General features: G+C 71.6%; 24 protein-coding genes. 12 read left to right on the forward strand and 12 right to left on the reverse strand.

Annotated elements, in window-relative coordinates:
• Positions 1-142: 142 nt before the first annotated feature.
• Positions 143-1,180 carry a hypothetical protein gene (locus ACFZDJ_RS12280; RefSeq protein WP_391058221.1) on the reverse strand — a complete coding sequence of 346 codons (1,038 nt, stop codon included), beginning with the start codon at positions 1,178-1,180 and terminating at the stop codon, positions 143-145.
• Positions 1,181-1,361: 181 nt separating this feature from the next.
• Between ACFZDJ_RS12280 and ACFZDJ_RS12285 the strand changes: the two genes are divergently transcribed.
• Complete coding sequence (locus ACFZDJ_RS12285) at positions 1,362-1,799, forward strand: DUF4442 domain-containing protein (protein WP_385374301.1); 438 nt, start codon at positions 1,362-1,364, stop codon at positions 1,797-1,799.
• A 145-nt stretch (positions 1,800-1,944) separates the two neighbouring features.
• Here the strand turns inward: ACFZDJ_RS12285 and ACFZDJ_RS12290 are convergent, their stop codons facing one another.
• Both ACFZDJ_RS12290 and ACFZDJ_RS12295 read right to left on the reverse strand, forming a co-directional pair.
• Entirely contained in the window at positions 1,945-3,030 is a 1,086-nt protein-coding gene (locus tag ACFZDJ_RS12290) for a LacI family DNA-binding transcriptional regulator (RefSeq protein WP_384907753.1), read from the reverse strand.
• A gap of 91 nt (positions 3,031-3,121) precedes the next feature.
• Positions 3,122-5,500, reverse strand: coding sequence for a beta-galactosidase (locus ACFZDJ_RS12295; RefSeq protein WP_391058224.1), 2,379 nt, complete (start codon positions 5,498-5,500; stop codon positions 3,122-3,124).
• A gap of 404 nt (positions 5,501-5,904) precedes the next feature.
• Here ACFZDJ_RS12295 and ACFZDJ_RS12300 point away from each other — a divergent pair, with 404 nt between their 5' ends.
• From ACFZDJ_RS12300 to ACFZDJ_RS12315, 4 genes are all read left to right on the forward strand, one after another.
• Entirely contained in the window at positions 5,905-7,749 is a 1,845-nt protein-coding gene (locus ACFZDJ_RS12300; protein WP_391058227.1) for a TIGR03767 family metallophosphoesterase, read from the forward strand.
• 233 nt (positions 7,750-7,982) lie between these two features.
• Positions 7,983-10,442 (forward strand): glycoside hydrolase family 3 C-terminal domain-containing protein, encoded by a 2,460-nt coding sequence (locus ACFZDJ_RS12305; RefSeq protein ID WP_391058230.1) that lies wholly within the window; start codon positions 7,983-7,985, stop codon positions 10,440-10,442.
• Positions 10,439-12,058, forward strand: coding sequence for a carboxylesterase family protein (locus ACFZDJ_RS12310; protein ID WP_391058233.1), 1,620 nt, complete (start codon positions 10,439-10,441; stop codon positions 12,056-12,058). Before ACFZDJ_RS12305 ends, ACFZDJ_RS12310 begins: the two co-directional genes overlap by 4 nt.
• A 74-nt stretch (positions 12,059-12,132) precedes the next feature.
• Entirely contained in the window at positions 12,133-12,783 is a 651-nt protein-coding gene (locus ACFZDJ_RS12315) for a VTT domain-containing protein (RefSeq protein WP_390937158.1), read from the forward strand.
• A gap of 98 nt (positions 12,784-12,881) precedes the next feature.
• Here ACFZDJ_RS12315 and ACFZDJ_RS12320 read toward each other — a convergent pair whose 3' ends face one another.
• Entirely contained in the window at positions 12,882-13,412 is a 531-nt protein-coding gene (locus ACFZDJ_RS12320; protein WP_391058236.1) for a DapH/DapD/GlmU-related protein, read from the reverse strand.
• A gap of 127 nt (positions 13,413-13,539) precedes the next feature.
• Here ACFZDJ_RS12320 and ACFZDJ_RS12325 point away from each other — a divergent pair, with 127 nt between their 5' ends.
• Complete coding sequence (locus ACFZDJ_RS12325) at positions 13,540-14,307, forward strand: DapH/DapD/GlmU-related protein (protein ID WP_391058239.1); 768 nt, start codon at positions 13,540-13,542, stop codon at positions 14,305-14,307.
• 16 nt (positions 14,308-14,323) lie between these two features.
• Here ACFZDJ_RS12325 and ACFZDJ_RS12330 read toward each other — a convergent pair whose 3' ends face one another.
• Complete coding sequence (locus tag ACFZDJ_RS12330; RefSeq protein ID WP_391058241.1) at positions 14,324-15,181, reverse strand: EamA family transporter; 858 nt, start codon at positions 15,179-15,181, stop codon at positions 14,324-14,326.
• A gap of 107 nt (positions 15,182-15,288) precedes the next feature.
• Here ACFZDJ_RS12330 and ACFZDJ_RS12335 point away from each other — a divergent pair, with 107 nt between their 5' ends.
• Together ACFZDJ_RS12335 and ACFZDJ_RS12340 are read left to right on the forward strand one after the other, a co-directional pair.
• On the forward strand, positions 15,289-15,861 hold the full coding sequence (locus ACFZDJ_RS12335; protein ID WP_168489857.1) for a helix-turn-helix domain-containing protein: 573 nt from the start codon (positions 15,289-15,291) through the stop codon (positions 15,859-15,861).
• Between the two features lie 43 nt (positions 15,862-15,904).
• Entirely contained in the window at positions 15,905-16,462 is a 558-nt protein-coding gene (locus ACFZDJ_RS12340; protein WP_391058244.1) for a YbaK/EbsC family protein, read from the forward strand.
• A 4-nt stretch (positions 16,463-16,466) separates the two neighbouring features.
• Here ACFZDJ_RS12340 and ACFZDJ_RS12345 read toward each other — a convergent pair whose 3' ends face one another.
• Entirely contained in the window at positions 16,467-17,507 is a 1,041-nt protein-coding gene (locus ACFZDJ_RS12345; RefSeq protein WP_391059129.1) for a cation diffusion facilitator family transporter, read from the reverse strand.
• 170 nt (positions 17,508-17,677) lie between these two features.
• Between ACFZDJ_RS12345 and ACFZDJ_RS12350 the strand changes: the two genes are divergently transcribed.
• Positions 17,678-18,037, forward strand: coding sequence for a metalloregulator ArsR/SmtB family transcription factor (locus ACFZDJ_RS12350; protein WP_391058247.1), 360 nt, complete (start codon positions 17,678-17,680; stop codon positions 18,035-18,037).
• Positions 18,038-18,053: 16 nt separating this feature from the next.
• On the opposite strand, the gene ppk2 is transcribed toward ACFZDJ_RS12350, so the two are convergent.
• From ppk2 to ACFZDJ_RS12370, 4 genes are all read right to left on the reverse strand, one after another.
• The gene (gene ppk2, locus ACFZDJ_RS12355) at positions 18,054-18,938 is read right to left on the reverse strand and encodes a polyphosphate kinase 2 (protein WP_390937167.1); all 885 of its coding nucleotides are present in this window, start codon (positions 18,936-18,938) and stop codon (positions 18,054-18,056) included.
• A gap of 20 nt (positions 18,939-18,958) precedes the next feature.
• Positions 18,959-19,195 (reverse strand): hypothetical protein, encoded by a 237-nt coding sequence (locus ACFZDJ_RS12360; RefSeq protein WP_390937169.1) that lies wholly within the window; start codon positions 19,193-19,195, stop codon positions 18,959-18,961.
• A 19-nt stretch (positions 19,196-19,214) separates the two neighbouring features.
• Positions 19,215-20,369 (reverse strand): inorganic phosphate transporter, encoded by a 1,155-nt coding sequence (locus tag ACFZDJ_RS12365; RefSeq protein ID WP_391058250.1) that lies wholly within the window; start codon positions 20,367-20,369, stop codon positions 19,215-19,217.
• A 163-nt stretch (positions 20,370-20,532) separates the two neighbouring features.
• The gene (locus ACFZDJ_RS12370; protein ID WP_391058253.1) at positions 20,533-20,949 is read right to left on the reverse strand and encodes a transcriptional repressor; all 417 of its coding nucleotides are present in this window, start codon (positions 20,947-20,949) and stop codon (positions 20,533-20,535) included.
• A 477-nt stretch (positions 20,950-21,426) separates the two neighbouring features.
• Here ACFZDJ_RS12370 and katG point away from each other — a divergent pair, with 477 nt between their 5' ends.
• Together katG and ACFZDJ_RS12380 are read left to right on the forward strand one after the other, a co-directional pair.
• Complete coding sequence (katG, locus tag ACFZDJ_RS12375) at positions 21,427-23,643, forward strand: catalase/peroxidase HPI (RefSeq protein ID WP_390937175.1); 2,217 nt, start codon at positions 21,427-21,429, stop codon at positions 23,641-23,643.
• Positions 23,644-23,770: 127 nt separating this feature from the next.
• Positions 23,771-24,619, forward strand: a complete 849-nt coding sequence (locus tag ACFZDJ_RS12380; protein ID WP_391058256.1) for an alpha/beta fold hydrolase — start codon at positions 23,771-23,773, stop codon at positions 24,617-24,619.
• Positions 24,620-24,645: 26 nt separating this feature from the next.
• Here the strand turns inward: ACFZDJ_RS12380 and ACFZDJ_RS12385 are convergent, their stop codons facing one another.
• Together ACFZDJ_RS12385 and ACFZDJ_RS12390 are read right to left on the reverse strand one after the other, a co-directional pair.
• Entirely contained in the window at positions 24,646-25,086 is a 441-nt protein-coding gene (locus tag ACFZDJ_RS12385) for a GNAT family N-acetyltransferase (protein WP_391058259.1), read from the reverse strand.
• Positions 25,087-25,161: 75 nt separating this feature from the next.
• Positions 25,162-25,569: a CoA-binding protein gene (locus tag ACFZDJ_RS12390; RefSeq protein WP_390937181.1), complete on the reverse strand. Its 408-nt coding sequence runs from the start codon at positions 25,567-25,569 to the stop codon at positions 25,162-25,164.
• 275 nt (positions 25,570-25,844) lie between these two features.
• On the opposite strand from ACFZDJ_RS12390, the gene ACFZDJ_RS12395 reads away from it, so the two are divergent.
• The gene (locus ACFZDJ_RS12395; RefSeq protein ID WP_391058262.1) at positions 25,845-26,822 is read left to right on the forward strand and encodes an aldo/keto reductase; all 978 of its coding nucleotides are present in this window, start codon (positions 25,845-25,847) and stop codon (positions 26,820-26,822) included.
• The last annotated feature ends 40 nt before the right edge of the window (positions 26,823-26,862 follow it).

Here is a 26,862-nt window from a genome sequence, read left to right on the forward strand (position 1 = left end):
CCCAGGAGGGGCGGCGGGAGGCGGCGGCGGGAGGCGGCGGCGGAGGTCACCGGCCGACTATTGCCGCCGCGGTCCCCGCTTGCCAAACCGTTTGCGCGAGGACCGGGCACCGTCCGGCAGCCCGTCCCCGTATGGCGTGGGCTCAGGAACCCGTCGGGGTACCGTGCAGCCGTACCGTGCTGAGGATCTTCCGCACGGTCGCGTCCGGGACCTCGTCACTGACACCCTTCGCGCCGTAGAACGACCAGGAAACGAAGTCGCCCGCCGAGTTCTTGAAGCCGAACGAGGTCGCAGTGCCGTCGGAGTCGCACTTGCCCTTCTTGGGGACACCGACCGTGTACGACGTCGCGACGCTGCCCTTGATGCCGGAAGCCGTCGTGTACGGCTGGGGCTTGCCGATCTTCAGCAGCTTCTCCGAGGCCTTCGCCTGGTCCGTGTAGCCGCCGAAGGCCCAGGCGGCCGAGTCGCCGCGGGCGATGGTGTCGGTGTTCTTGGCGCCGCTCTCCCCCTTGGTGCCGGCTGCGGCCAGTGCCGTGTCGTCCGTGCGGCCGTCCTTGTCGTCGTCGGACGTGCACCACTTCTCCTTGAGGAAAGCGGGCGCGGACATGCCGATGTATGCGGAGCCGTCATTCTTCTGCTCGTCGTCGAAGCCGATGAACGTGCCGGGCGTGCGGACGTTCCAGTCCGGGGGGACGTCGAAGGCGGTGCCCCATTTGGGGTTGATGACGACCTTCCAGCCCGCGATCGTCGGCTTCTCCTCGTCGGTGCCGCGCGGGTTGTCACCGCTTCCGCTCGCGCTGGGGGATGTGGTGGCGGACACGCTGGGCGATGTGGACGCGTCCTTGCCCGCGTTGTCGTCCTTCTTGTCGCCGCCCAGGACGAGGAAGCCCGTCACACCGGCGGCCACGACCACGGCGGTGGCCGCCGTGATGGCGATGACCTTGGTCCTGTTTCCGCCACCGCTCGGTGGCTGGGGCGCGCCCGCGGGGGCCGGCGTTCCCCACTGGGGCTGCCCCGGCTGGGGTCCGTAGGGGGCAGGCTGCTGCCCCGGCTGCGGGTACCCGGTCTGCTGGTATCCGGGCTGCTGATACGGATTCGGCTGCTGGTAACCCGGCTGCTGGTACGGGTTCTGGTCCTGCGGGTTCTGCTCGCCCCCGGGCGGCTGCTGTCCTGGCCACATGGGCCACAACCCTAGTGGCGCCTGTGACACGTTTCGGTCACCGGAGCTCGTCAGCCATGTACCGGTCAGGAATCGGGGCGCACTTTTTCGATTTCTTCACACGCGGCGACGGAGTTCGACCGGTGGGTGCCTGTCAAGATTATCTACTGGTGGGTAACATGCAGGTATGAGCGCAGACCAGATGACGATCGGCGAGATGCTCGCCGCCACGGTGCCGATGGCCCGGACGCTGAACCTCGAGTTCGTGGAGACCACGCCGGACAAGGCCGTGGTGGCCCTGCCGGACCAGAGCGACTTTCACAACCACGTCGGCGGGCCGCACGCCGGAGCGATGTTCACCCTCGGTGAGTCGGCGAGCGGGGCGATCGTCCTCGCCGCGTTCGGGGAGCAGCTGTCGCGCGCCGTGCCGCTCGCGGTCAGCGCCGAGATCGCGTACAAGAAGCTCGCGATGGGCCCCGTGACGGCCACCGCGACCCTCGGGCGCCCGGCCGCGGAGGTCGTCGCCGAGCTCGACGCGGGTCAGCGCCCCGAGTTCCCCGTCACCATCGCCATCCAGCGCGCGGACGGCGCGGTCACGGGCGAGATGACGGTGGTCTGGACCCTGCGGCCGAACGGCTGAGCCGAGCGATCGGAACGGCGGCGGGTCCCCTCGGCCGACACCTCCTGGCGCCGGGCGGGCCCGCCCGGCGTCTACAGCCGGGTCGCGCTTCCCATCGCGTCATCGCTCCGGCGCGTCACGGCTTTTGCGTCGTCGCTCCCGCGCGTCACGGCATCCGCGGCGCGGGGCCCGTGCTGCGGCGTACGACGAGCCGGACCGGCTCGATGTGATCGATCCGGGGCCTCGCCGAACCGTCGATGCGAGACAGCAGCAGCTGGAGCGAACGTCGGCCTGTCGCGGCGAAGTCGGTACGCACGGTCGTCAGCGGGGGCAGCATGTGGGCGGCCTCGGGGATGTCGTCGTAGCCGACGACGCTGACGTCGTGCGGAACGTGCCGCCCGGCCTCGTGCAGGGCGCGCAGCACGCCGAGCGCCATCTGGTCGTTGGAGGCGAACACCGCCGTGACCTCGGCAAGCCCGGCCAGCCGGCGGCCCAGCGCGTACCCGGAGTCCGCGCTCCAGTCGCCGATGAGCGGCTCGGGGACCTCGGCCCCCGCCGCCCGAAGGGTGTCCCGCCACGCCTCCAGGCGGCGCTCGGCGGACAGCCAGCCCGTGGGGCCCGCGATGTGGTGAACCGTGCCGTGGCCGAGCTTCAGCAGGTGCTCGGTGGCCTGGCGCGCCCCGTCGCGGGAGTCCGCGGTGACGTAGGAGGCGTCGTCCCCGAGGTCGTTCTCCAGGACCATCAGGGGGACGTCGAGCGCCGCCTCCGCCAGGGCCCTGCCCACCCAGCGCTGCGGTGCGATGGCGAGCAGGCCGTCCGCCCCCTCGGCCGACAGCGTGTGCACGGCGCGTACCAGGGTGTCCCGGTCGGCCGTGTCGAGCGCGATGGAACTGACCAGGTAACCGGCCTCCTGGGCGGCGGAATTGATCGCGGTGAGGATGGAGGCGGGCCCGTAGCGCGCCGCGTCGAACGAGATCACCCCGAGCATCCGCGTCCTGCCACTGGCCAGGGAACGCGCGCTGCGGCTCGGCCGGTAGCCGAGCGTGCGCATGGCGGTCACGACCGCCTCCCGGGTCTCGGGCCGCACCGCGGGACTGTCGTTGAGCACCCGGGAGACCGTCTGCTTCGAGACACCGGCCAGCCGGGCCACGTCGTCCATCACCGGGCGCGCCCCCGCGAAGCTGCGCCGGCTGCGTCCCTTGGGGCCCTCGGTTCCCTGGGGGACGGCGCCGTCCGTGGCACCTCGGGTCATGGGGGCGCATCCTCCGACGTCTCGGCGGCGGTCTGTCCCGATCCGCCCGGCAGGCCCACAGGATAGGCCCGCCGGGCTCGCCTCCCCTTCGTCAGCCCGCCCGGACCGCCCAGGCGCGGCTGGTCCCCCACTCGACGCGCCACACCGCGGCCCGTCCCGTGACGTCGCCCGCCCGCTCGGGCAGATACACCGGAGCGTCGGCTGCCAGGGGCAGCAACAGCAGCCGCAGCCCATGGTTGCGCGGGGCCGCCGCGGGGAGCCGGTCCAGGCCGATGTCCCAGACGCGTCCGGAGAAGAACTGGTCGGCGACGAGGGTGTCTCCGACGTACGCGCGGGCCACGTCGCCGGTCCAGTGGACGCGCAGGACGGTGCCGGACGGCCGGTGCGGGAGGTCGTCCGGCAGCTTGACGTGGTACTCGGCCGCGGAGGCGGCGAAGTGTTCGTCCGCCGGGGCGCTCGCCCGGCCCAGGGGACCGGTCGCGGTCGTGGGCGGCGGGCCCGCGGGGCGCACGAGGGTGGCGGCGGGCGCGATGTCCCCGTCGGCCCATTCCTCGGTCGTCCAGCGGGTGAACACGCCGTCGGCCGTCGCCGACAGGGGTGCCCCGGCCGCCGTCAACGGCCGTGCGGGCGTGGGCAGTACGGCGAAGGAGGGGCGCGACGCGCAGCTGTGCACGCGCAGTTCGTCCTGGTCGAAAACGACACTGTCCGGGGAGAGGACCAGCCGCTCGGCGCCCCACGCCGTCCCCCGGTAGGCGGTGCGCGCGGTGGTGGCGTCGAGGACGAGCAGGCCCATGTCGTTCCCGTCCGCGGTCCTCACCTGGACGAGGGCGTCGGTGCCGGGACGCAGACCGGTGATCAGAACACGGCCGTCGGCCTTGTCGACAGCTCCGGAGGGTGTGTCGACGGAGGCGACCGTGCTCGCGTCCAGGGCGAGTTCGACCGGAACGCCGTCGGTGGCGGCCAGCACCAGGACCGTACGCCCGTCGTCCTGGACCCGGCACACCGGCTGGGCGGTGGCCCAGTCGAGCCGTAGACCGGCGACGTCCAGACGCAGCGGCCAGCAGAAGTACGCGCCGGTCGGGACGGTGACCGGGGCGCTGGGCAAGGTCAGGGCGGGAGCGTCGGGGAAGTCGACCGTGAAGGTCGTGCCGGAGTGGGCCGGCAGCGGTTCGTGCGGCTGGTGGTTGTTGACGAACAGGAAGCCGGAGGTGCCGTCGCCGCGCACGGCCCAGCGCAGGGTGTCCCGGTCGGACTGGGAGGCGGGCTGCCGCTCGGGCAGGACGGACTCCATGGGGGCGATCAGGTCGCCGAAGTCGGCCAGCAGCAGGTGCTGGAGGCGCAGTGCGTGGTACGAGGGCCGGACCTGGCCGTACTCGCCCAGCGGCGCCTGGAAGTCGTAGGTGAGGACGGGCAGGTCGTTGGGGTAGCCGGTGGCGTGGGACTCCTGGAGAGCGGTGAGTTCACCGGCCGGGTTCGTGCCGCCGTGGAACATGTAGTAGCCCTGCCAGACCGAACCGCAGCCGATCTTGGTGAGGCCGAGCGCGCCGATGTCGTCGGGCTCGACGCGCGGCCTGCGGTGGTAGGCGACGGCCATGCCGCCGCCGAGCTCGCAGGTGGCCCAGGGAAAGCGGTCCGTGGGCGCGGGGTCGCCGCCGCGTACGGTCGTCGGGCGCAGGTCGGCGCCGATGCCCTCGTCGTCGCGCTGATGGGTGAAGAAGAAGTGCTTGCGGCAGGTGTCCGGCCAGCCGCCGTCCGCCTCCGTCCAGAACGTCTCGGTGTAGCCGCCGTACAGCGGAAGCAGTTCGTCGGGCGGCAGGTGGACCCCGCCCCACGCCGTGGACGTCCACAGCGGCGCGCGCAGACCCGCCTCCTGGGCCATCCGCTTCAGGGTGAGGAGGTGGCCGGGCTGGTCGTAGAGCTCGTTCTCGATCTGGATCGCGACGATCGGACCGCCGTGTGCCCGGTCGAGTCCGTGCAGCTGTTCCGCGATCGCCGTGAACCAGCCGCGTACGGGTTCCAGATAGGCGGGGTCGTCCGTGCGGGGCGCGCGGGTGCGGGTGAGCAGCCAGTCCGGGAAGCCGCCGTTGCGGACCTCCGCGTGGCACCAGGGGCCGATGCGCGGGATGAAGTCCAGGCCGTGCCGGGCGCACAACTCGGCGAAGCGCCGCAGATCACGGTCGCCGTCGAAGCGGACGCGGCCCTCGATCTCCTCGTGGTGGATCCAGATGACGTAACTGGCGACGACGGTGACCCCGCCCGCCTTCATCTTCAGCAGCTCCTCCTCCCAGTCCCGTGCCGGGTAGCGCGCGTAGTGGAACTCGCCGGACACCGGGAACCAGGGGCGGCCGCCGCGCGTGAGGTAGCGGCTGGTCACCTCGATGGGGTCGGGCGCCCCCGGGGCGTCGGCGAAGGGGAGATGGCCGGTCAGGGGCGGTGCGGGAGGCGCGGGGACGCGCAGGAGATGCGGCATCGGGACTTCTCCGGTCCGGGTTGGGGGAGGGCGTCGGCTTCGTGCGGGTGCGGGTGCGGGTGCGGGTGCGGGTGCGGGTGCAGTGCGGTGCGGGCGCGGTGGGGTGCGTTCGCTTGTTCCCGTTCCCGACCTGGGGCGTGGGAGCGTTCCCAGACTCAGTGATGTTATCGGTAACATGCCGCGCGTCAAGGGACTTTGGGGCGATCGCGGAACGGCCCCGGAACGCCGTGGTCCGCGTCGCCGCCGGACCTCCCGCGGGCCGGGCGACGCCCTCGGAAACACCGGGGCCAAGTGGCGTTCCGCCTGTTCCGGAGGCGTTCATGGCGAGGCCACGCCCGTGTCCCCGCGGCCTGGCTGAGTGGTTCCAGCAAGTGAATCGCTCGGAGGCACCGGAGGGTCGCCCCATGGCCGGAACCGAACCCGTATCCGCCCCCGTCAACCGTCGTCGATTTCTGCTCGCCTCAGGCGCCACGGCAGCGGCCGGCGTCGCCGGAACCAGCGCGGGGGTGCTCCTGCCGCGCCAGCGCCGGCACCCCGCCGTCGAGCCCGCCGCACGGAGCGTCGTCCAGCGGCCGCCCCGCAGTGCCCCGCGGGCGGCACCGCACGCCGTGACCACCCTGGAGGCGACGGCCCGCCTCGGCGGCAGCCCCCACACCGGCACCTACCGGCGGCTGGTCTCGGGCCCCGGCTGGCCCCTGGTCGTCCGTAAGGAGCTCGCCACGCCCGGCGCCGGGCGCCAGGACCGGCGTACCCCGCTCGCGTGCTTCGTGCAGTTCACCGACCTCCATCTCGCCGACGTACAGAACCCGCTGCGCACCGAGTTCCTGCGCTCGCGCGGAGCCTCGTCGTGGCGGGCGCAGGAGGCGCTGACGGTGGCCGGGGCGGTCGCGCTCGTCGAGCAGGTGAACGCGCTGGGCGGAGGGCCGAACACGAGGCTGCGCCCCGCCTTCGTGATGACCACGGGCGACAACGTCGACAACAACTCCGCGATCGAGCTGGAGTGGTTCCTGACCGTGATGAGCGGCGGCCGGATCACGCCGAACACCGGCGATCCGCGGGCGTACGAAGGCGCCCAGAACTCCGGTCTCCCCCTGTACTGGCATCCCGGGGACCCCCACCTGCGTGACCTGGACAAGCGGCGCGGGCTGCCCCTGATCCCCGGCTTCCTCGCAGCGGCCACCCGCCCGATCACCAGCCCGGGGCTGCGCATCCCCTGGTACTCCACGGTCGGCAACCACGACGATCTGCCCGGCGGTTGCCTGTCGCCCGCGCTGAACGACTTCGCCGTCGGCTCCCGCAAACTGCTGTCGGTACCCGCCGCGGACGCGGCCGCCTACGCCAAGGCGCTCGGGTCGGGCGACGATCCGAAGAGCGAGGTGCTCAAGGCGATCCTGACCAGGAACGCGGCATCGGCGCGGACCGTGACCGCCGACGAGCGGCGCCGGCTGTGCACCCCGCACGACTATCTGGCCGCCCACCTCGACCCCGCCCACGCCGGTGCCGGTCCGGTCGGCCACGGCTACACCCAGGACAACCTGGACGGCGAGCGGATGTACTACTCCTTCAAGGTGGCCGAGAACGTCCTCGGCATCAGCATCGACACGACGTACCGCAGCGGCCACTACGAGGGTTCACTCGGCAGCGACCAACTCCGCTGGCTGGAAAGGACCCTGGCCGCGCACAGCTCCCGGTCCTACGACGCGGACGGCCGGCTCGTCCGCAACACCGGGGCCGACGACGCCCACATCCTGGTCTTCAGCCACCACCACAGCCCCAGCATGACCCGCCGTCCCGACGCCGCCCGCACGGACGAGCCGCGTCACGACGGAGCGGAGGTCATCGCCCTGCTCAGCCGGTTCCCGAACGTGGTGGCCTGGATCAACGGCCACAGTCACGTCAACCGGATCACCCCGCACCCGCACCCGACGGCGGCCCGCTCCTTCTGGGAGGTCAACACCGCCTCCCACGTGGACTATCCGCACCACGCCCGGCTGATCGAACTGACCGACAACGGGGACGGGACGGTGTCCCTGTTCACCACCCTCGTCGAGTCCGCCGCGCCGCACCGCACCGCCCCGGACTTCGACGACCTGTCGGCGGTGGGACTCGCCTCCCTGTACCGGGAAGTGGCCTATAACGCTCCCGGCCTCGCCGAGAGCATGAAGGGCGGCGTCCAGGAGGGCTGGGCGGGCGGTGCCGGGGACCGCAACGCGGAACTGGTGGTGGCGGGCGGGCCGGCGGCGGCGTAAACCGTCCTTACCCCGGTTCCTTCGGTTGTTGTCGGGGTGTCGGCGGTTCCTGTTCATTTCATTGACACGAGTCACCTGCGGTCATAGTTTTCGCGCCGTACCCGTGCTGTGTGACGGCGTGTCATGTTCGGGCTGGGGTCTGGTGTGTTCAAGGGCCGAACACGGGCGTTGTCGTCGGTGCGTGTACCTGCGGTTCACGACGACGTGCCCGCGCACCGAAGGAGTGACGGCTCATGTCCCACACCTTTTCCCGGCGTTCGACCCTGCGTCTGCTGGGCGGCGCCATCGCGGTCGCCGCGGCGGCCACCACCGCCACCGGCTCCGTTCCGCTCGCCCGGGCGGAGTCCAGATCCGGCGCCGGCCCTCGCGTAGAGGGTTTGATAGCCAAACTCACTCTCGACGAGAAGATCTCCCTGCTGCACGGCGCCACCGACCCCGCCTCGCTCGGCCAGGCCGGGTACACACCCGGAGTACCCCGCCTCGGCATCCCCCCGCTTCGCCTCGCCGACGGCCCCGCCGGAGTCCGCGTCACCCGGCACGCCACGGCCCTGCCCGCCCCGGTGCTTCTCGCCTCCGCCTTCGACCCCGGCCTGGCCCGCCGCTACGGGCAGGTCATCGGGCGCGAGGGCCGCGCCCTCGGCCAGGACGTGCTGCTCTCCCCGATGGTCAACCTCATCCGCACCCCGTATGCGGGCCGCAACTTCGAGACCTTCAGCGAGGACCCGTTGCTCGCCGGCGATCTGGTCGCGGCCGAGATCCGCGGCATCCAGGGCGAGGGCCTCATCGCGACCGTCAAGCACTTCGCGCTGAACAACCAGGAGCAGGACCGCATGTCCATCGACGTGCGGGTCGACGAGCAGACCATGCACGAGGTCGAACTGCGCGGCTTCGAGGCGGCCGTCGCCGCCCGCACCGGCGCGGTCATGGGCGCGTACAACAAGGTCAACGGCACCTTCGCCTGCGAGAACAAGACGCTCCTCACCGACATCCTGCGCGAGCGGTGGGGCTTCGGCGGCTGGGTGATGACCGACTGGTTCGCGGCCCACAGCACCGTCACCGCCCTCACCGCGGGCCTCGACATGGAGATGCCGGACGGTAAGTACTTCGGGGCCGCCCTGAGGACGGCCGTGCAGAGTGGCGCCGTGGCCGAGTCCTACGTCGACCGGGCCGTACGCCGCGTCCTCGCCGTGATGGACCGCTTCGGGCTGCTGGACGGCAGCGTTCCGCCCCGTCCCGCCCGCGACCCGAAGGCGGGCGCGGCCGTCGCCCTGGAGGTCGCCAAGGCGGGCGCGACGCTCCTGCGCAACAAGCGCCACGCACTGCCCCTGACCGGCGCCGCCGCCCGCAGCATCGCCGTCGTCGGCCCCACCGGCTCCCTGCCGTTCGTCAGCGGCGGCGGCAGCGCGCACGTCGTCCCGGACCACGCCGACAGCCCGCTCGACGCCATCCGCTCCCGCGCGGGAGGCGGCGCCCGGGTGTCGTACGCGCTCGGCGAGGACCTCTTCGGCAAGGCCATCCCGAGCGCGGCGCTGACCTCGGGCGTCGACACCGAGGGCCAGAACGTCCCCGCCGGAGGTGCCTGGACCTACACGGGGACGCTCACCGTCGCGGACGCCGACGAGTGGACCTTCGTCATCCACTACTCCGGCATCCGGCCCACGGTGCTCGTCGACGGCGTCGAACTCTTCCCGCCGCTGCCCGGCTACGGCGAGTACTTCAGCGGCGGTCTGGTCTCCGCCGCGCCCGATGGACTCGCCGTCCGCCGCAAGGCCCTCGACCTCGCGAAGGGCAAGCACCAGGTCTCCATCACCGCCCAGGGCGCCAACACGGGACAACTGTTCCGGCTGCGGCGAGTCACCGGGTCGACCCGCGCCCAGGACGTCGCCGAGGCGGTGGACGCCGCGCGCGCCGCCCACAGCGTCGTCCTCTTCGCCTACGAGGACGCCACCGAGGGCCTGGACCGCGGCACCCTCGCGCTGCCCGGCAACCAGGAGCAGTTGATCAAGGCCGTCGCGGCGGCCAACCCCCGGACGGCGGTCGTCCTCAACACCTCCTCCTCGACCTCGATGCCCTGGCTGGACGGCACGGCCGCCGTGCTCCAGATGTACTACCCGGGCCAGGAGGGCGCGGCCGCCACCGCCGCCGTCCTGTTCGGCGACTGCGATCCCGGCGGCCGGCTCACCCAGTCCTTCGCGGTCGACGACGCCCACCACCCGGTCGCCGGGGACCCGCACCGCTACCCCGGCGTGAACGGCACCGAGGAGTACTCGGAGGGGATCCATGTCGGCTACCGCTGGTACGACGCGCAGGGCGTGCGCCCGCTGTTCCCCTTCGGGCACGGACTCTCGTACACCACGTTCGCCTACGAGGACCTGCGGGTCCGGGGGAGCGAGGTCGGCTTCACCGTGCGCAACACCGGGCGGCGCGACGGCGTCGAGGTGGCGCAGGTCTACCTGGGGCCGTCGCCCGATCTCCGGCTCGACCAGGCCGTACGGGTGCTGGCCGGGTACCGGCGGCTCGCGCTGCGGGCGGGGGAGCGGCGACGGGTGACGGTGCGCCTCGACCGGCGCACGCTGTCGTCCTGGGACGCGGGGCGGCACGACTGGGTCCTCGGCACCGGGCGGCGCGCGGTGTGGGTGGGGTCGTCGTCGCGGGACCTGCGGCTGCGCGGCAGTGTGGAGGTGGGCGCGTGAACGGGGGACGGATCGTCCGATCCGGCCGCCTGCGCGCGCTGCTGGTGGGGGCGACGGTCTTCGCCGCCGCGCTCGTCGCACCGGCCCCGGCCCTTGCCGCCTCGGCCCCGGCGCACGCCGCGCAGGACCCGGCCGTCGTGCGCACCGCCGCCGGCCTGGTCCGGGGCGAAGTCACCGCCGAGGGAAGCCAGTTCCTCGGCATCCCGTACGCACAGCCGCCCGTCGGCGCGCTCCGCTGGAGGAACCCGGAGCCGGTCGCACCCTGGCGCGGTGTGCGCACCGCACGGGACTTCGGCAACCGGTGTGTCCAGACGGCCAGTTGGGACCCGGGCTACGAGCTGCCCAGCCACACCGAGGACTGCCTCGACCTCAATGTGTACGTCCCCGAAGGCGCCGGAAGCCGGCCGGTGATGGTCTGGCTGCACGGCGGCGGGCTCACCGCGGGTGCGGGCGAGGACATCGTGCCCGACACCTTCGCCCGCCGGACCGGCACGGTCGTTGTGACCGTCAACTACCGCCTCGGCGCGATGGGATTCCTCGCCACGGCCGGACTCGACGGGGAGGCGCGCGACGGGGTTTCGGGCAACTTCGGCATGCTCGACCAACAGGCCGCACTGCGCTGGGTGCGCGCCGACATAGGCCGCTTCGGTGGCGATCCGGGCCGCGTCACCGTCGCGGGCGAGTCGGCGGGCGGCCGCTCGGTCTGCACCCAGCTGGCCTCGCCGACCTCGAAGGGCCTGTACCGGGCGGGGATCGTCGAGAGCGGCGCGTACGGGAACTGCGCGGCGCGCACCCACGAGGCGGCCGTGGCCGCCGGCGCGGCCTTCGCGCGGAAGGTGGGCTGCGCCGATCTGTCGGCGGCGTGTCTGCGCGGCAAGTCGTCCGCGGAGATCCTCGCCGCCCAGGGCGGATTCGACTGGGGGCCCGTCGTGGGCGGCGCCTTCCTGCCGGTACAGCCCTTCGAGGCGTACGCGAAGGGGGCCGCGGCCCGGGTCCCCGTACTGAACGGGGCGAACGAGGACGAGGGGCGGCTGTTCGCCTTCGCCCGGTTCGACCATGCCGGCACCCCGCTCACCGCCGAGCGGTACCCGGCGGCCGTGAAGGAGGCCTGGGGCGCCGATCCGGGCGAGCGGGTGCTCGAGCGCTACCCGCTCGCCGGTTACCCGTCGCCGACCCTCGCCTACGCCACCGCCTTCGGTGACTACCTCATGGCGTGTCCGGCGCTGCGGCTCGACGCGGTGCTCGCCGGACGCGGGCCCGTGTACGCGTACGAGTTCGCCGACCGCACCTCGCCGCCGTTCGTCTCGCTGCGCGATCTCCACACGAGCTTCGACTTCGGGGCGACCCATGTGAACGAGGTGCAGTACCTCTTCAAGCACTTCGGGCTCCCCACCCCGCTGAACGCGGAGCAGCGGGCGCTGTCGCGGCAGATGATCCAGTACTGGGGGTCCTTCATCAGGGGCGGGGTGCCGCGTGCCGACGGACAGCCCGCGATGCCCGGCGGCGTCGGTCCGGTGCTCTCGCTGCGGACCGCCTCCCGGGGCGGAAACGTGGTGAGCACGACCGTCCACCGGGAGCATCGGTGCGAGCTGTGGGACGCCGCCGCGCGAGGCTGAGCGGTAGGCTTCCCGGCGTGTGTCCGTCGTCGCGGGCGCACGCCGGGAAGTGTGCGATTCGGGAGGAACCGGCGTTGGACGTCCAGCATTGGCTCGAGACGGTGCCCGCGGTCAGCATCTATGCGCTGGTGGCCCTGGTCATCGGCCTGGAGAGCCTGGGCATCCCGTTGCCCGGCGAGATCATCCTGGTTTCGGCGGCGCTGTTGTCCTCGCAGCACTCGGGCATCAACCCCGTCATCCTCGGGGCGTGCGCCAGCATCGGCGCGATCGTCGGCGACTCCATCGGCTATGCCATCGGCCGCAAGGGCGGGCGCCCCCTGCTGGCCTGGCTGGGCGCGAAGTTCCCCAGGCACTTCAGCGAGGGGCACGTCGCGACCGCCGAACGGTCCTTCCAGAAGTGGGGCATGTGGGCCGTCTTCTTCGGCCGGTTCATCGCGCTGCTGCGGATCTTCGCGGGGCCGCTCGCGGGTGTGCTGAAGATGCCGTACTGGAAGTTCCTGATCGCCAATGTGCTGGGCGGGGTCATCTGGGCCGGGGGTACCACCGCGGTCATCTACTACGTGGGTGTCGTCGCCGAGTCCTGGCTGAAGCGGTTCTCGTGGGTCGGGCTCGTGGTGGCCGTGCTCATCGGGCTTGCCTCGATGCTGATCGTGAAGCGCAAGGCGAAGAAGGCGGCGGCCGAGATCGAGGCGGGGGAACGGCAGCCGGTGCCGGCTGCCGAGTAGGTTTCCGCCGCCGTGTGTGTGCAGTTTGTACATGGCTGGGGGCGCCCACGCGGCGGAGCCGCATAGTGAACACGGCCCCGCGCCCCTGAAGGGGCGCTTCAGCTCGCGTGTGCTTCCTTGTGCGTCTTTGCCAGGTCCACGTAGAAGGTGCCGTTCAGGGTGAGGCCCTGGCGTTCCTCCTCCGTCAGGGGGCGCTTGACCTTGGCGGGGACTCCGGCCACCAGGGAGCCGGGCGGGACCCGCATCCCCTGGGGGACCAGGGCCTGGGCCGCCACCAGGGAACCGGCGCCGATCACCGCGCCGTTGAGGACCGTGGCGCCCATGCCGATCAGGCAGTCGTCCTCGACCGTCGCGCCGTGCAGCACGGCGTTGTGGCCGACCGAGACACGCTCGCCGACCGTGATCGGGAAGCCCGGGTCGACGTGGAGGGTGCAGTTGTCCTGGATGTTGCTGTCGGCGCCGACGACGATCGGACCGAAGTCGGCGCGCAGTACCGCGCCGTACCAGACGCTCGCGCCCGCGTGCAGGGTGACGTCCCCGATCACCACGGACATCGGTGCCGTGAACGCCTCCGGGTCCACCCGCGGGTCCTTGCCGCCGATCCCCATGATCAGCGCCTGCTGCGTCATCAGCGTCTCCTCGTTGTCGTCGGCGGCGGTACAGCGGCACCGTATGCCATCGCTCCCGGCCCCGGTGGGGCGAAGATCACAGCGGTGATCTCTGCTTGGCCCAGGTCGCCCTGAGTACGGTGAGCGGGTGCCCAGCAACAGGAACGTGTTCTCATCATGGCGGCGCCGCCTCGCGCAGCGCGCCGTCCACGCGGGCTGGGCCTGGGCGCAGCGCACGGGTTCGGTGACGGCCGAGCACCCGGGGCGGCTGCGCTTCGGCGCGATGGGAACGGGTACCAGACTCGCCTTCCCGCTCGGCACCGTCTTCGGTGAGCCCTGGATCCATCTCGGCGCCCACTGCATCGTCGGCGAACAGGTCACCCTTACCGCCGGTCTGATGCCCGACCTCGACCTCGGCGCCGACCCGATCCTGCGCGTCGGTGACGGTGTCGTGCTCGGCCGCGGCAGCCACGTCATCGCCGACACGACGGTCACGATCGGCAGCGACTGCTACTTCGGGCCGTATGTGTATGTGACGTCCACGAACCACTCGTACGACGATCCGCACGTGCCCATCGGCAAGCAGTGGCCCCGGATGGAGCCGGTGGAGATCGGATCCGGCTGCTGGATCGGCACCGGGGCGGTGATCCTGCCGGGGGCGCGGATCGGGCGGAACGTCGTGGTGGCGGCCGGTGCGGTGGTGCGCGGCGCGGTGCCGGACCACTCGGTCGTGGCGGGGGCTCCCGCCCGGGTCGTACGGCGCTGGGACGCGGTCGACGGCTGGCAGCCGCCGCTGCGGACGCCCGCGCCGGTCCCGATTCCCGACGGGGTGACACCGGAGCAACTGCTCGCGCTGTCGGAGTTGGACGAGGAGACCGTGGAGCGGCTGGCGGAGCTGGACGCCGAGTCGTCCTGAAGCCGATCGGGACTGATCAGCCGGTGGCCAGCAGTACCGTGCCGACCAGTGCCAGGCCCGCGCCCGCCGCCTGGATTCCGCGCAGCCGTTCGCTGAGGAAGCCCCGTGCGGCGAGGGCCGTGACCACCGGATAGAGCGAGGCGAGGACGGCGGCCACCGTGACCGGGCCGTGCTGGGCGGCGACGGAGTACGTGCCGTTCGCCGCGACGTCCGCGAGGCCGACGAAGGCGAGTGCGGGCAGGCAGTGCCAGGGGAAGCCGTCCTCGGGGAGGGCGGAGGCGCCGCGTCGCACGGAGACGAGGAGCGCCGCGCCACCGGTGGCGACGTTGGTCAGGCGCTGCACGAACAGCGCGAGGAACAGCCCGGTCACCGACGAGGACGCCTCCGCGATCAGCACGAACACCGTGCCGAAGCCGAGCGCGGCGATCAGCGTGAGGAGGACCGCCTGCCGCTGCACGGGGGCGCCTCTCAACTGGGGCCCGCCGGCGAGCGCGACGCCCACGACGGCGACCGCGATGCCCGCCACCTGCGTCAGCCCGGGGCGCTCCCCGAGGAAGAGGCCCACGGTGATGGGGACGGCGACGGCCAGGGAGCCGAGTGGGGAGACGACGCCCATCGGGCCCAGGGCGAGCGCCTTGTAGAAGGAGAGCAGCGCGACGGGTCCCACGAGTCCCGCGGCGAACGCGAACCACAGCTGCGGTCCCGCCGCGCTCCAGCCGCCGGTCACGACCACGATCGCGCCCAGTACCGCCGCCGCGATCGACTGCGAGACGACGACCACGGTGAGCGCGGGCATGCGCCGGGTCAGCAGCCCTCCGCCGAAGTCGGCCAGGCCCCACAGGAGGCTGGTGGCCAGAGCGAAGATCGCTGTCATGGGTCGCCTCGCAGTACAGTTCAGTGAACGATCAGGTGCACCACAGCATAGTTCATTTCATTGAACTCTGTAATCTAGAATACTGTACGCAGACTATTGGACGGAATGTGTCGGATCTCGACCTGCTGACCCAGTCGCTGGCGCGCAACGTCAAGCGCTGGCGCACCGAGCGCGGCTTCACCCTGGACGTGCTCGCCGGCCGCGCCGGAGTCAGCCGTGGCATGCTCATCCAGATCGAGCAGGCCAGGACCAACCCCAGCATCGGTACCGTCGTGAAGATCGGTGACGCGCTCGGCGTCAGCATCACGACCCTCCTCGACTACGAGCAGGGCCCCAAGGTCCGGATCGTCCCGGCCGAGCAGGCCGTACGGCTGTGGCACACGGACGCGGGCAGCTACAACCGCCTTCTCGCGGGCACCGAGGCGCCCGGACCGCTGGAGATGTGGGACTGGCGGCTGATGCCGGGCGACGGCAGTCCCTCGGACCCGCACCCCACGGGGACGGTCGAACTCGTCCATGTCATGGCGGGCGAACTCACCCTCAGCGTCGACGGGACCGACTACCGCGTCCCCGAGGGCGCGAGCGTGTCGTTCGAGGCCAACACCCCCCATACGTACGCCAACAAGGGCGACGTGCCGGTGGAGATGGTCATGGCGGTGTCGGTGCCGTTCGTGCACTGAGACACCCGGCCGGGCGGACCGGAGCGGCTGTTAGCGTGCCGTCATGCGCGCTCCCATCGGACACTTCGACCACGCCACGGCCGCCCCCGACTGCCTCGACGAGCTCACCCGCCCGGTCGCGGACGGCGTACGCCACTGGCGCGGGACCGTCCCCGCCGACCAGATCGTGTACGTCGACACGGACCCCGAGTGGGCCGACACCGCGACCTTCGTCGAGCACTACGGCAAGGAACTGCTGGACCAGTCCGCCAACTGCGTGGTCGTCGCGGGCAAACGCGGCGGCGAGACCACGCTCGCCGCCTGCGTGGTCCTCTCCGCCACCCGGGTCGACGTCAACGGTGCCGTCCGCCGCCAACTCGGCGCCCGCAAGGCCTCGTTCGCCCCGATGGAAACCGCCACCGGCGAGAGCGGCATGGAGTACGGCGGAATCACCCCGATCGGACTGCCGGGCGACTGGCCGGTGCTGGTGGACCCGGCGGTCGTCGAGCTGCCGTACGTCCTGGTGGGCAGTGGCCGGCGGCGCGGGAAACTGCTGGTACCGGGCAAGGCGTTCGCCGAACTGCCGAACGCGGTGGTACTGGAGGGGCTGGGCATCGCCTGACCGGTCAGGCGACCATGTGATGCGCCAGCGCCAGGTGCGGGTCCGTCTCGCCCGGCACGGGGGCCGGATCGGCGTGTACGAGGGCCGCGGTGAGCTTCGGTACGGCGTGCAGCAGGGCGTGTTCGGCCTCGACGGCGATCCGGTGTGCCTGTCGCACGCTCGCCTCGCCGTCCACCACGACCGCCACCTCGGCGCGCAGCCGGTGCCCGATCCAGCGCAGCCGCAGCTCACCCACCCCGCGCACGCCGGGGACCTCCCGCAGTGCCCGTTCGGCCGAGTCGACCAACTCAGGGTCCACGGCATCCATCACGCGCCGGAACACCTCGCGAGCGGCGTCGCGCAGCACCAGCAGGATCGCGGCCGTGATCGCCAAGCCCACCAGCGGGTCGGCCAGTTGCCACCCCAGTGCCGCGCCGCCCGCTCCCACCAGCACCGCCAGTGACGTGAAGCCGTCCGTACGGGCATGGAGGCCGTCCGCGACGAGGGCGGCCGAGCCGATCTCACGCCCGACCCGGATGCGGTGCCGGGCGACCCACTCGTTGCCGAGGAAGCCGATCAGCGCGGCCGCCGCGACGACCGGGATGTGGTGCAGGGGGCGCGGGTCGATCAGCCGCTCGAGGGCCGTCCAGGCCGCGAACGCACCGGACGCGGCGATCGTCAGCACGATCACGATGCCCGCGAGGTCCTCCGCCCGGCCGTAGCCGTAGGTGAAGCGGCGCGTCGCCGCGCGTCGGCCCAGGACGAACGCGATGCCGAGAGGGACGGCCGTGAGCGCGTCGGCGGCGTTGTGCACCGTGTCGCCGAGCAGCGCGACCGATCCGGAGACCACGACCACGACCGCCTGCGCCACGGCTGTCGTGCCGAGGACGACGAGGGACACCCACAGGGCGCGCATACCGCGCGCCGAGGACTCCAGCGCGGAGTCGAGCTTGTCGCCGGTCTCGTGGGAGTGGGGGGTGAGGAGGTGACGGAGACGGGGGAGGAGACCGGAAGGGGTGCCGTGGGAGTGGGGGCGCGGGTGGGGATGCGGCTGATCGTGCCCCATGCGGCTGTGGCCGTGGCCGTGGCTGTGGCTGTGGTCATGGCCGTGGGGCGAGCCGTGATCGTGGGAGTGGCCGTGGTCGTGGCCTTGCTCGTCGTGCCGGTCGCTCACGAGGGTCCCCTTCCGGTGCGCGGGAGTGGACGTGTCGGCGTCCACAGGGCCATTATGTGCGTATGAGCGCACGCATGCACCTATCACCTGCGCATGATGCGCATCCGCGTACCCCCGGCGAGGAACAGTTCGCGCTCGCCGCCGAACTCCTCGCCCTCCTGGGCGACCGCACCCGGCTCACCCTGCTGCACGCGCTGACCGGCCAAGAGGCCGATGTCACGACGCTCACCGAGGCGTGCGGGGCCGCGCGCCCGGCCGTCAGCCAGCATCTGGCCCGGCTGCGTCTCGCCGGTCTGGTGAACACCCGCAAGGAGGGCCGCCGGGTGATCTACTCACTCGGTGACGGCCATCTGCGCCGGGTGGTCGACGAGGCGCTGAACCTGGCCGACCACCGCCTCACCGACCATCCGCCGCACGGCTGACGGATCCCCCCGGCGCTCAGTGGCCGGAGTCGTCCTCGCCCGCCTCCAGCAGGTTCGCCGCCGCGCCCACGATGCTCGGGTCCGGGCTGCCGACGACCTCCTCATCCTTGTCCGCGTAGGCGAAGCGGGCCAGGACGCTGCGCATCGCCTCGACACGCGCCCGCTTCTTGTCGTTGCTCTTCACCACGGTCCAGGGGGCCTGCTCGGTGTCCGTCTCGCGGAACATGGTGACCTTGGCGGCGGTGTAGTCGTCCCAGCGGTCCAAGGAGGCCAGGTCCATGGGGCTGAGCTTCCACTGTCGTACGGGATCGACCTGGCGGATCGTGAAACGGGTGCGCTGCTCGCCCTGCGACACGGAGAACCAGAACTTGATCAGGTCCACCCCGTCGTCGACGAGCATCCGTTCGAAGGCGGGCGCCTGCCGCATGAAGCGCCGGTACTCGTCGTCCGTGCAGAAGCCCATCACCCGCTCGACGCCGGCCCGGTTGTACCAGGACCGGTCGAACATCACGATCTCGCCCGCGGTCGGCAGATGCTCCGCGTACCGCTGGAAGTACCACTGGCCGCGCTCGCGCTCGGTCGGCTTCTCCAGCGCCACCACCCGGGCACCGCGCGGATTGAGGTGCTCGGTGAACCGCTTGATCGTGCCGCCCTTGCCGGCCGCGTCACGCCCCTCGAAGACGATGACCAGGCGGCGGCCGGTCGCCTTGATCCAGCTCTGCAGCTTCAGCAGTTCTATCTGTTGGAGGCGTTTGTGCCACTCGTACTCCTTGCGCTCCATGCGCTCGTGGTACGGGTAGTTCTCACGCCAGGTCTCCACCGGACTGCCGTCCGACCGGATCAGTACCGGGTCGTCGTGGTCGCTGTAATCGACGGTCAGTCCCGTCAGCAGTGGCGTCATCGCGGCCTCCCCGGCTTCACTCAGTGCAACTGCGGCACGATCAGGTAAATTCCGTACGCGACGACGGCCGCGCAGGCCAGGAAACACAGTCCCGCCTGCGCGAAGCCGAGGGCGTGGGTGCCGCCGGCGTCCTTCTCGCGTGCGGCCTCGACCTGGGAGACACCCAGCACGCCGAGCGCGAAGACGACCACCACTGCGACAGTGACGGCGATGCTCACCGCGGTGACCTCGCCCAGTGCGGTCCAGTCCACATGCATCGTACGACTTCTCCTTGGCTCAGGCGACGGTGCCGACGGCCGTCGGCACAGCGGCACGGACGGTGACCTCATGGGCGTCGTTCACATGGTCGGCGCGCACCGGATTGCGGCGCGAGGCGAGCACGATGAACGCGGCGACGGCGGCGGCGCACAGGGCGATCACCACGGTGCCGAAGGTGCCGCCGTGCTTCACCACGCTCGCCGCGACCCCGCCGACCAGCGCGGCGGCGGGCAGCGTGACCAGCCAGGCGATGACCATGCGCCCCGCCGTGCCCCAGCGGACCTCGGCCAGTCGCCTGCCCAGACCTGCCCCGAGGATGCCGCCGGAGCAGACCTGTGTGGTGGAGAGCGCGAAACCCAGGTGGGCGGAGGTGAGGATCACGGTGGTGGCGGCGGCCTCGGCCGCGAAGCCCTGCGGCGACTGGATGTCGGTGAGCCCCTTGCCCATCGTGCGGATGATCCGCCAGCCGCCGAGGTAGGTGCCCAGTCCGATGGCGAGACCGGCGGACGCGATCACCCACACCGGGGGACCTGCGTCGTGGCCCAGCGCCCCCGCCGAGATCAGCGTCAGCGTGATGACGCCCATCGTCTTCTGGGCGTCGTTCGTGCCGTGCGCGAGGGAGACGAGCGAGGCCGAGGCGATCTGGCCGAGCCGGAAGCCCTTGGTCACCGAGTCCCGGCGGGCCGGTGCGGTGATCCTGTACGCGAGGTAGGTGGCCAGCAGCGCGGCCACGCCCGCCACGACCGGCGAGGCCACGGCCGGGATCAGCACCTTCTCGACCACCTTGTCGAAGTGCACGCCGTGCTCGCCCGCGCCGACCCACACCGCCCCGATCAGTCCGCCGAACAGGGCGTGCGAGGAACTGGAGGGCAGCCCGAGCAGCCAGGTCAGCAGATTCCAGAGAATCGCCCCGACCAGGCCCGCGAAGATCATCCCCGGTGTGACCAGGGTGTCGTCCACGATGCCGCCCGAGATGGTCTTCGCGACCTCGGTGGACAGGAACGCCCCGCCGATGTTCAGGACGCCGCTGATGAGGACCGCTGTTCTCGGCTTGAGCGCCCCGGTGGCGATGGACGTGGCCATCGCGTTCGCCGTGTCGTGGAATCCGTTGGTGAAGTCGAAGGCCAGCGCCGTGACGATGACGACCGTCACGAGGAACGTGATGTGGTCCATCCCCTCATGGAAGCGACCACAGGCGTACGCCGGGCGAACCGGAGACGAAGGTGGTGTGAGCCGGAGCGGAGGTGAGGGTGCGGGGGATCGGGCCTCGATGCGGTTCGCTCAGAGGTCGGTCGGCGTGCGTTGGCTGAAACTCGTCCGATGCGCGGTACTCGTCCTATGCGCGGCCGCAGTCGGGGCACAGGCCCCGGTAGGTCACCTCGACATCGGAGACGGTGAAGCCGAACCGCTCGGATGCGGGCAGATCGGACAGGGGGTCGCCGCTGGGGTGGACGTCCCGGATGGCGCCGCAGACCGAGCACACCAGGTGCTGGTGGGGGTGGTGGGCGTTCGGGTCGTAGCGCTTGGCGCGGCCGTCGGTGGCCACCTCGATCACCTCGCCGAGCGAAACGAGCTCGCCGAGGGTGTTGTAGACGGTCGCGCGGGAGATCTCCGGCAACCGGGCGGTGGCGCGTGCGAGCACCTCGTCCGCGGTGAGATGTACGTGCTCGCCGTCGAGTACCTCGGCGACCACCCGGCGCTGGGCGGTCATCCGCCAGCCGCGTCCGCGAAGTCGTTCGAGCAGGTCACTCATGCTCACCAGCCTAACCATGCATCGTCTGACGAATGAATCCGTACGGGTCTGGTTCTCGTATTGACTTGGACTGTGTCCATCGTAGGATCGGTTCTGGCGACAGCCAAGGGACAGGACAACAGCAGGGGAAAGCACGTGACGGTTCAGGAGACGGGTGGAGCTCGCCCACTTCAGCCGCGAGCGCATCCCCGAGCGCAAGGTCCGCGCGAGGCGCATCGCCCACGCGAGTGGCGCCGGCGCTCGGGGCCCTCCGCGCACCCATCGCGGTGCGCCGCGTACGCCGTGCCCAACCCGGCAGCCCGACCCGGTTCGAGCGACGCGTCGGCGACTGCCACCCCTACGTCATGTGCCGGTCGTACGGTGTCGTCGACGACGTCCCCAGGGGCCTGTGCCCCGGCTGTTTCGACGGTTTCGACCGACTGTTCCACCGCCCGCAGTTCCTGAGCACAGTGATCCGCCCCGTCCGGAAGGATTCCCATGTCCGAGAACCATGATGCAATCGTCACCGATGCGAAGTCGGAGGGCGCAGGTGGCTGCCCCGTCGCGCACGGGCGCGCCGCGCACCCGACCCAGGGCGGTGGAAACCGCCAGTGGTGGCCGGAGCGGCTCAACCTGAAGATCCTCGCCAAGAACCCCGCCGTGGCGAACCCCCTCGGTGAGGAGTTCGACTACGCCGAGGCGTTCAAGACCCTCGACCTCGCGGCCGTGAAGCAGGACATCGCCGAGGTGCTGACCACCTCGCAGGACTGGTGGCCGGCCGACTTCGGCAACTACGGCCCGTTCATGATCCGGATGGCCTGGCACAGCGCGGGCACCTACCGCATCAGCGACGGCCGCGGCGGCGCCGGCGCCGGTCAGCAGCGCTTCGCCCCCCTCAACAGCTGGCCGGACAACGGCAACCTCGACAAGGCCCGCCGCCTTCTGTGGCCGGTCAAGAAGAAGTACGGTCAGAGCCTCTCCTGGGCCGACCTCATGATCCTCACCGGTAACGTCGCCCTGGAGCAGATGGGCTTCGAGACCTTCGGCTTCGCCGGCGGCCGCGCGGACGTCTGGGAGTCCGAGGAGGACGTGTACTGGGGTCCCGAGACCACCTGGCTCGACGACCAGCGCTACACCGGCGACCGCGAGCTGGAGAACCCGCTCGGCGCCGTCCAGATGGGCCTCATCTACGTCAACCCCGAGGGCCCCAACGGCAACCCGGACCCGATCGCCGCGGCCCGTGACATCCGTGAGACGTTCCGCCGCATGGCGATGAACGACGAGGAGACGGTCGCCCTCATCGCGGGCGGTCACACCTTCGGCAAGACCCACGGCGCGGGTCCCGCGGAGAGCGTCGGTGCCGACCCGGAGGCCGCCCCGATCGAGGCGCAGGGCCTGGGCTGGAAGAGCACGTACGGCACCGGCAAGGGCGCGGACGCCATCACCTCCGGCCTGGAGGTCACCTGGACCACCACGCCCACCCAGTGGAGCAACGGCTTCTTCGACAACCTCTTCGGCTACGAGTGGGAGCTGACCCAGAGCCCCGCCGGCGCCAACCAGTGGGTGGCCAAGGACGCCGAGGCGACCGTCCCCGACGCGCATGACCCGTCGAAGAAGCGTCTGCCCACGATGCTCACCACCGACCTCTCGCTGCGCGTCGACCCGATCTACGAGCCGATCTCCCGCCGCTTCCACGAGAACCCCGCGGAGTTCGCGGACGCCTTCGCCCGCGCCTGGTACAAGCTGACCCACCGTGACATGGGCCCGAAGTCGCTCTACCTCGGCCCGGAGGTCCCGGCGGAGACCCTGCTGTGGCAGGACCCGCTGCCGGAGGCGGAGGGCGAGGCCATCGGCGCCGATGACGTCACCGCCCTCAAGGCGAAGATCCTCGACTCCGGCCTGACCGTCCCGCAACTGGTCTCCACCGCGTGGGCATCCGCCTCGACGTTCCGCGGCAGCGACAAGCGCGGCGGCGCCAACGGCGCGCGCATCCGCCTGGAGCCGCAGCGCGGCTGGGAGGCCAACGACCCCGACCAGCTCGCGGCGGTGCTGCGCACGCTGGAGGGCATCCAGCGGGAGTTCAACACCGGCGCCAAGAAGGTCTCCCTGGCCGACCTGATCGTCCTCGGCGGCAGTGCCGCGGTCGAGAAGGCCGCCAAGGACGCCGGTCACGAGGTCGAGGTGCCCTTCACCCCGGGCCGCGTCGACGCGACGGACGAGCACACCGACGCGGAGTCCTTCGCCGCGCTGGAGCCGACCGCCGACGGGTTCCGCAACTACCTCGGCAAGGGCAACCGCCTCCCGGCCGAGTACCTGCTGCTGGACCGCGCGAACCTGCTGACCCTGAGCGCCCCCGAGCTGACGGTCCTCGTCGGTGGCCTGCGCGTCCTGGGCGCGAACCACCAGCAGTCGGCGCACGGTGTCCTCACCGCGACCCCCGGAACGCTGACCAACGACTTCTTCGTCAACCTGCTCGACCTGGGCACGACGTGGACGCCGACGTCCGAGGACGCGACCACCTTCGAGGCCCGCGACGACGCCACCGGCGAGGTCAAGTGGACCGGCACCCGTGCCGACCTCGTCTTCGGCTCGAACTCCGAACTGCGCGCGCTCGCCGAGGTCTACGCGGGCGATGACGCCAAGGCGAAGTTCGTGAAGGACTTCGTCGCGGCGTGGGACAAGGTCATGAACCTCGACCGGTTCGACCTCGTCTGATCATCCGGGCCAGGACGTCCAGGTCGGCCCGTACCGGCCGACCTGGACGTTTTTTGGTCGGGGGGCCTCTCTCGGCGCCGCGTAAAAACGCTTGCCCCGAGCATCTCGTCGTCATGAGGATGACGGAATGCCGATCTTTTCTGCCCCCGACGGGACCGAACTGGCCTACCACGTCGCGGGCGAGGGCGAGCCGTTGCTCTGTCTGCCCGGTGGGCCCATGCGTGCCTCCGCCTACCTCGGCGATCTCGGCGGACTGTCGCGGCACCGTCGGCTGTTCCTGCTGGATCTGCGGGGGACCGGCGACTCCGCCGTCCCGGCCGACCCGGCGACGTACCGCTGCGACCGGCAGGTCGACGACGTCGAGGCCTTCAGGGCGCATCTCGGGTTGGAGCGGGTGGATCTCCTCGCCCACTCGGCGGCCGGTGACCTCGCGCTCCTCTACGCGGCCCGGTATCCGGACCGCATCCGCACCCTCACATCGGTCACCGGGCGCGCCCGGGCCCTCGGTATCGACTTCACCGAGGAGCACCGCCGGGAGGCGGCCGCGCGGCGCAAGGCCGAGCCGTGGTTCGCGGCAGGGTACGACGCCTACGAACGGATCTGGGCGGGCTCGGCGGCCGATGCCGACTGGGACGCCGTCGCCCCGTTCTTCTACGGCCGCTGGGACACGACCGCGCAGGCGCACGCCGAGACCGAGGTCGAACAGACCAACGAGGAGGCCGCGGGCCTGTACGCCTCCGCCGGCGCCTTCGAACCCGCCGTGGCCCGCGCCGCCGTCGCCACGCTGGACGCACGGGTCCTGCTGCTCGCGGGCGAACTCGACAGTGGCCCACTGCCGCGCGTGGCCGCCGCCGTGGCGGAGCTGTTCCCCGAGGGGGAGCTGAACGTCCAGCCGGAGGCCGGCCACCACCCGTGGCTCGACGACCCCCGGCGCTTCACGGAGACGGTGACGGCCTTCCTCGGCCGGGCGCGGTGACCGGGCCCGGCCGGGCCCGACCTGACTCAGGCCAGCCGCAGGTCGACCCACTCGGCCGTTTCGCCCGGCAGCACGTACCTTTCGATCTCGACGAAGCCGTGCTGCACGGCGAACCGCAGCCCGTCCTCGTTGGACGCCAGTACGACCGTCTCGACCACGTCCGCGCCCAGCGCTCGCGCCCGCTTCAGCCCGCGCTCGTAGAGCTCCTCACCGAACCCCTGCCGACGGTGTCCGGGCAGGACCCGGGCGATCACCGTCGCCGTCGAGCCGCCGTCCTTCGGCGGACGCACGGTCGAGCAGCCCACCAGGACGTCGCCGAGGTACGCGACCTCCAGGTGGTTGCGCCCGGCCCGCTCACGGACCTCGTCGAGCGACAGGGCGGCCGGTGGCACGATGGCATTGTGGACGTACTGCCAGTCCTTGAGACCGGTCTCGTCGTCCGACTGCTGAAAGCTGAGTGTGGACACCGGAGCAGCAAACCCATCCCCACCACCGGCCGTCAACCGGGTTCGCCGCGCACCGGCCTGGCGTGCGGACGTGGCTCAGCCGAGGCGGGGGATCTCGATGGCGGGGCAGCGGTCCATGACCATGTCGAGTCCGGCGGCGCGGGTACGGTCGTACGCGCCCTCGTCGACGACGCCGAGCTGGAACCAGACGGCCTTCGCGCCGGCGGCGGCGGCTTCGTCGGCGACGGGCCCCGCGAGGTCGCTGTTGACGAAGACGTCGACGACATCGACGTCGAACGGGATCGCGTTCAGCGACGGGTAGCCCTTCTCGCCGTGGACGGTCTCGGCCTTCGGGTGCACGGGGACGATCCGCTTGCCGTAGCGCTGGAGGACGTCGGCGACTCCGTACGCCGCACGCCGCTCGTTGGACGAGAGGCCCACGATCGCCCAGGTGTCGCCGAGTTCGGTGAGGATCTTGCGGATCGTTGCCGGGTCGCCGTACACGGTCGGCCTCCTGGGTCTGGTGTGAAGGACTGTCATGGGCCCGCGTGGCCTGTCGTACGTACGCAGCCGGACAACAGCATGAGACACGCGGTGATTCCCCGTGGCGTGGGGGGCTCTGTCGCACCCGGGAACGCCGCTCCCCGGTACAGCGCGGTCTGCCACGCGGCGCGCGTGAGGGGCAGGGTGGGAATGCCCCTCGACCGTTCGTCCGTCCGAGGGCGCCGACCAGCAAGCCCGCCGTGGACTCACCACGGCCGACCGAGAGGACGTACGCCATGCGCACCACGACACTGGGCAGCAAGGGACCCGAGGTCGGTGTGATCGGCCTGGGGTGCATGGGCATGACCTTCTCGTACGACATGAAGACCCCGCGCGACGAAGCCACCTCCGTCGCGGTCGTCCACCAGGCGCTCGACCTGGGCGCCACCCTCATCGACACCGCCGACGTGTACGGCCCCCACACCAACGAGGAACTGGTCGGACGGGCGCTGGCGGGCGGCCACCGGGAGCGGGCTGTGCTGGCCACGAAGGTCGGCCTGGTGGTGAGCGATCCGACCGGCGGTCCCGGCAACTCCCCGGTCATCGTCAACAACGGCCGCCCCGAGCACGTACGGAAGTCGATCGACGAGAGCCTGCGCCGCCTCGGCACCGACCACGTGGACCTCTACCAGCTGCACCGCGTCGACCCCCGGGTGCCCGTCGAGGAGACCTGGGGAGCCATGGCCGAGGTCGTGGCCGCGGGCAAGGCCCGGCAGATCGGCCTGTCCGAGGTGAACGTCGAGCAGATCGAGCGGGCGCAGTCGGTGCACCCGGTGGCCTCGGTGCAGTCCGAGCTGTCGCTGTGGAACCGCGACCCGCTGGCCGAGGTCCTGCCGTACTGCGAGGAGCAGGGCATCGCCTTCCTGCCGTTCTCGCCGCTGGGCCGCGGCTTCCTGGCCGGACGGTTCGCCTCCTTCGACGACCTGCCCGAGGACGACTTCCGGCGACGGCTGCCGCGCTTCCAGCAGGACGCGTTGCGCGCCAACCTCGCCATCGTCGGCCGGGTCCGTGAGATCGCCGAGCGGGCCGGGATCACCCCGGCGCAGGTGGCACTGGCGTGGCTGGTCGCCCAGGGACGGTACGTCGTCCCCATCCCCGGCACCAAGACTCCGAAGTACCTGGCGGACAACACCGGCGCGGGTGAGGTGGAGCTGAGCGCGGCGGCCCTGGCCGACCTGGACGCCCTTCCCGCACCGGAAGGCGGCCGCTACTGAAACGAGCGGCGGGGGCCCACGGGGGGCATGCTGCCCCTCG

Source organism: Streptomyces sp. NPDC007896, assembly GCF_042959425.1.
In the GTDB taxonomy this organism is placed as follows: Bacteria; Actinomycetota; Actinomycetes; order Streptomycetales; family Streptomycetaceae; genus Streptomyces.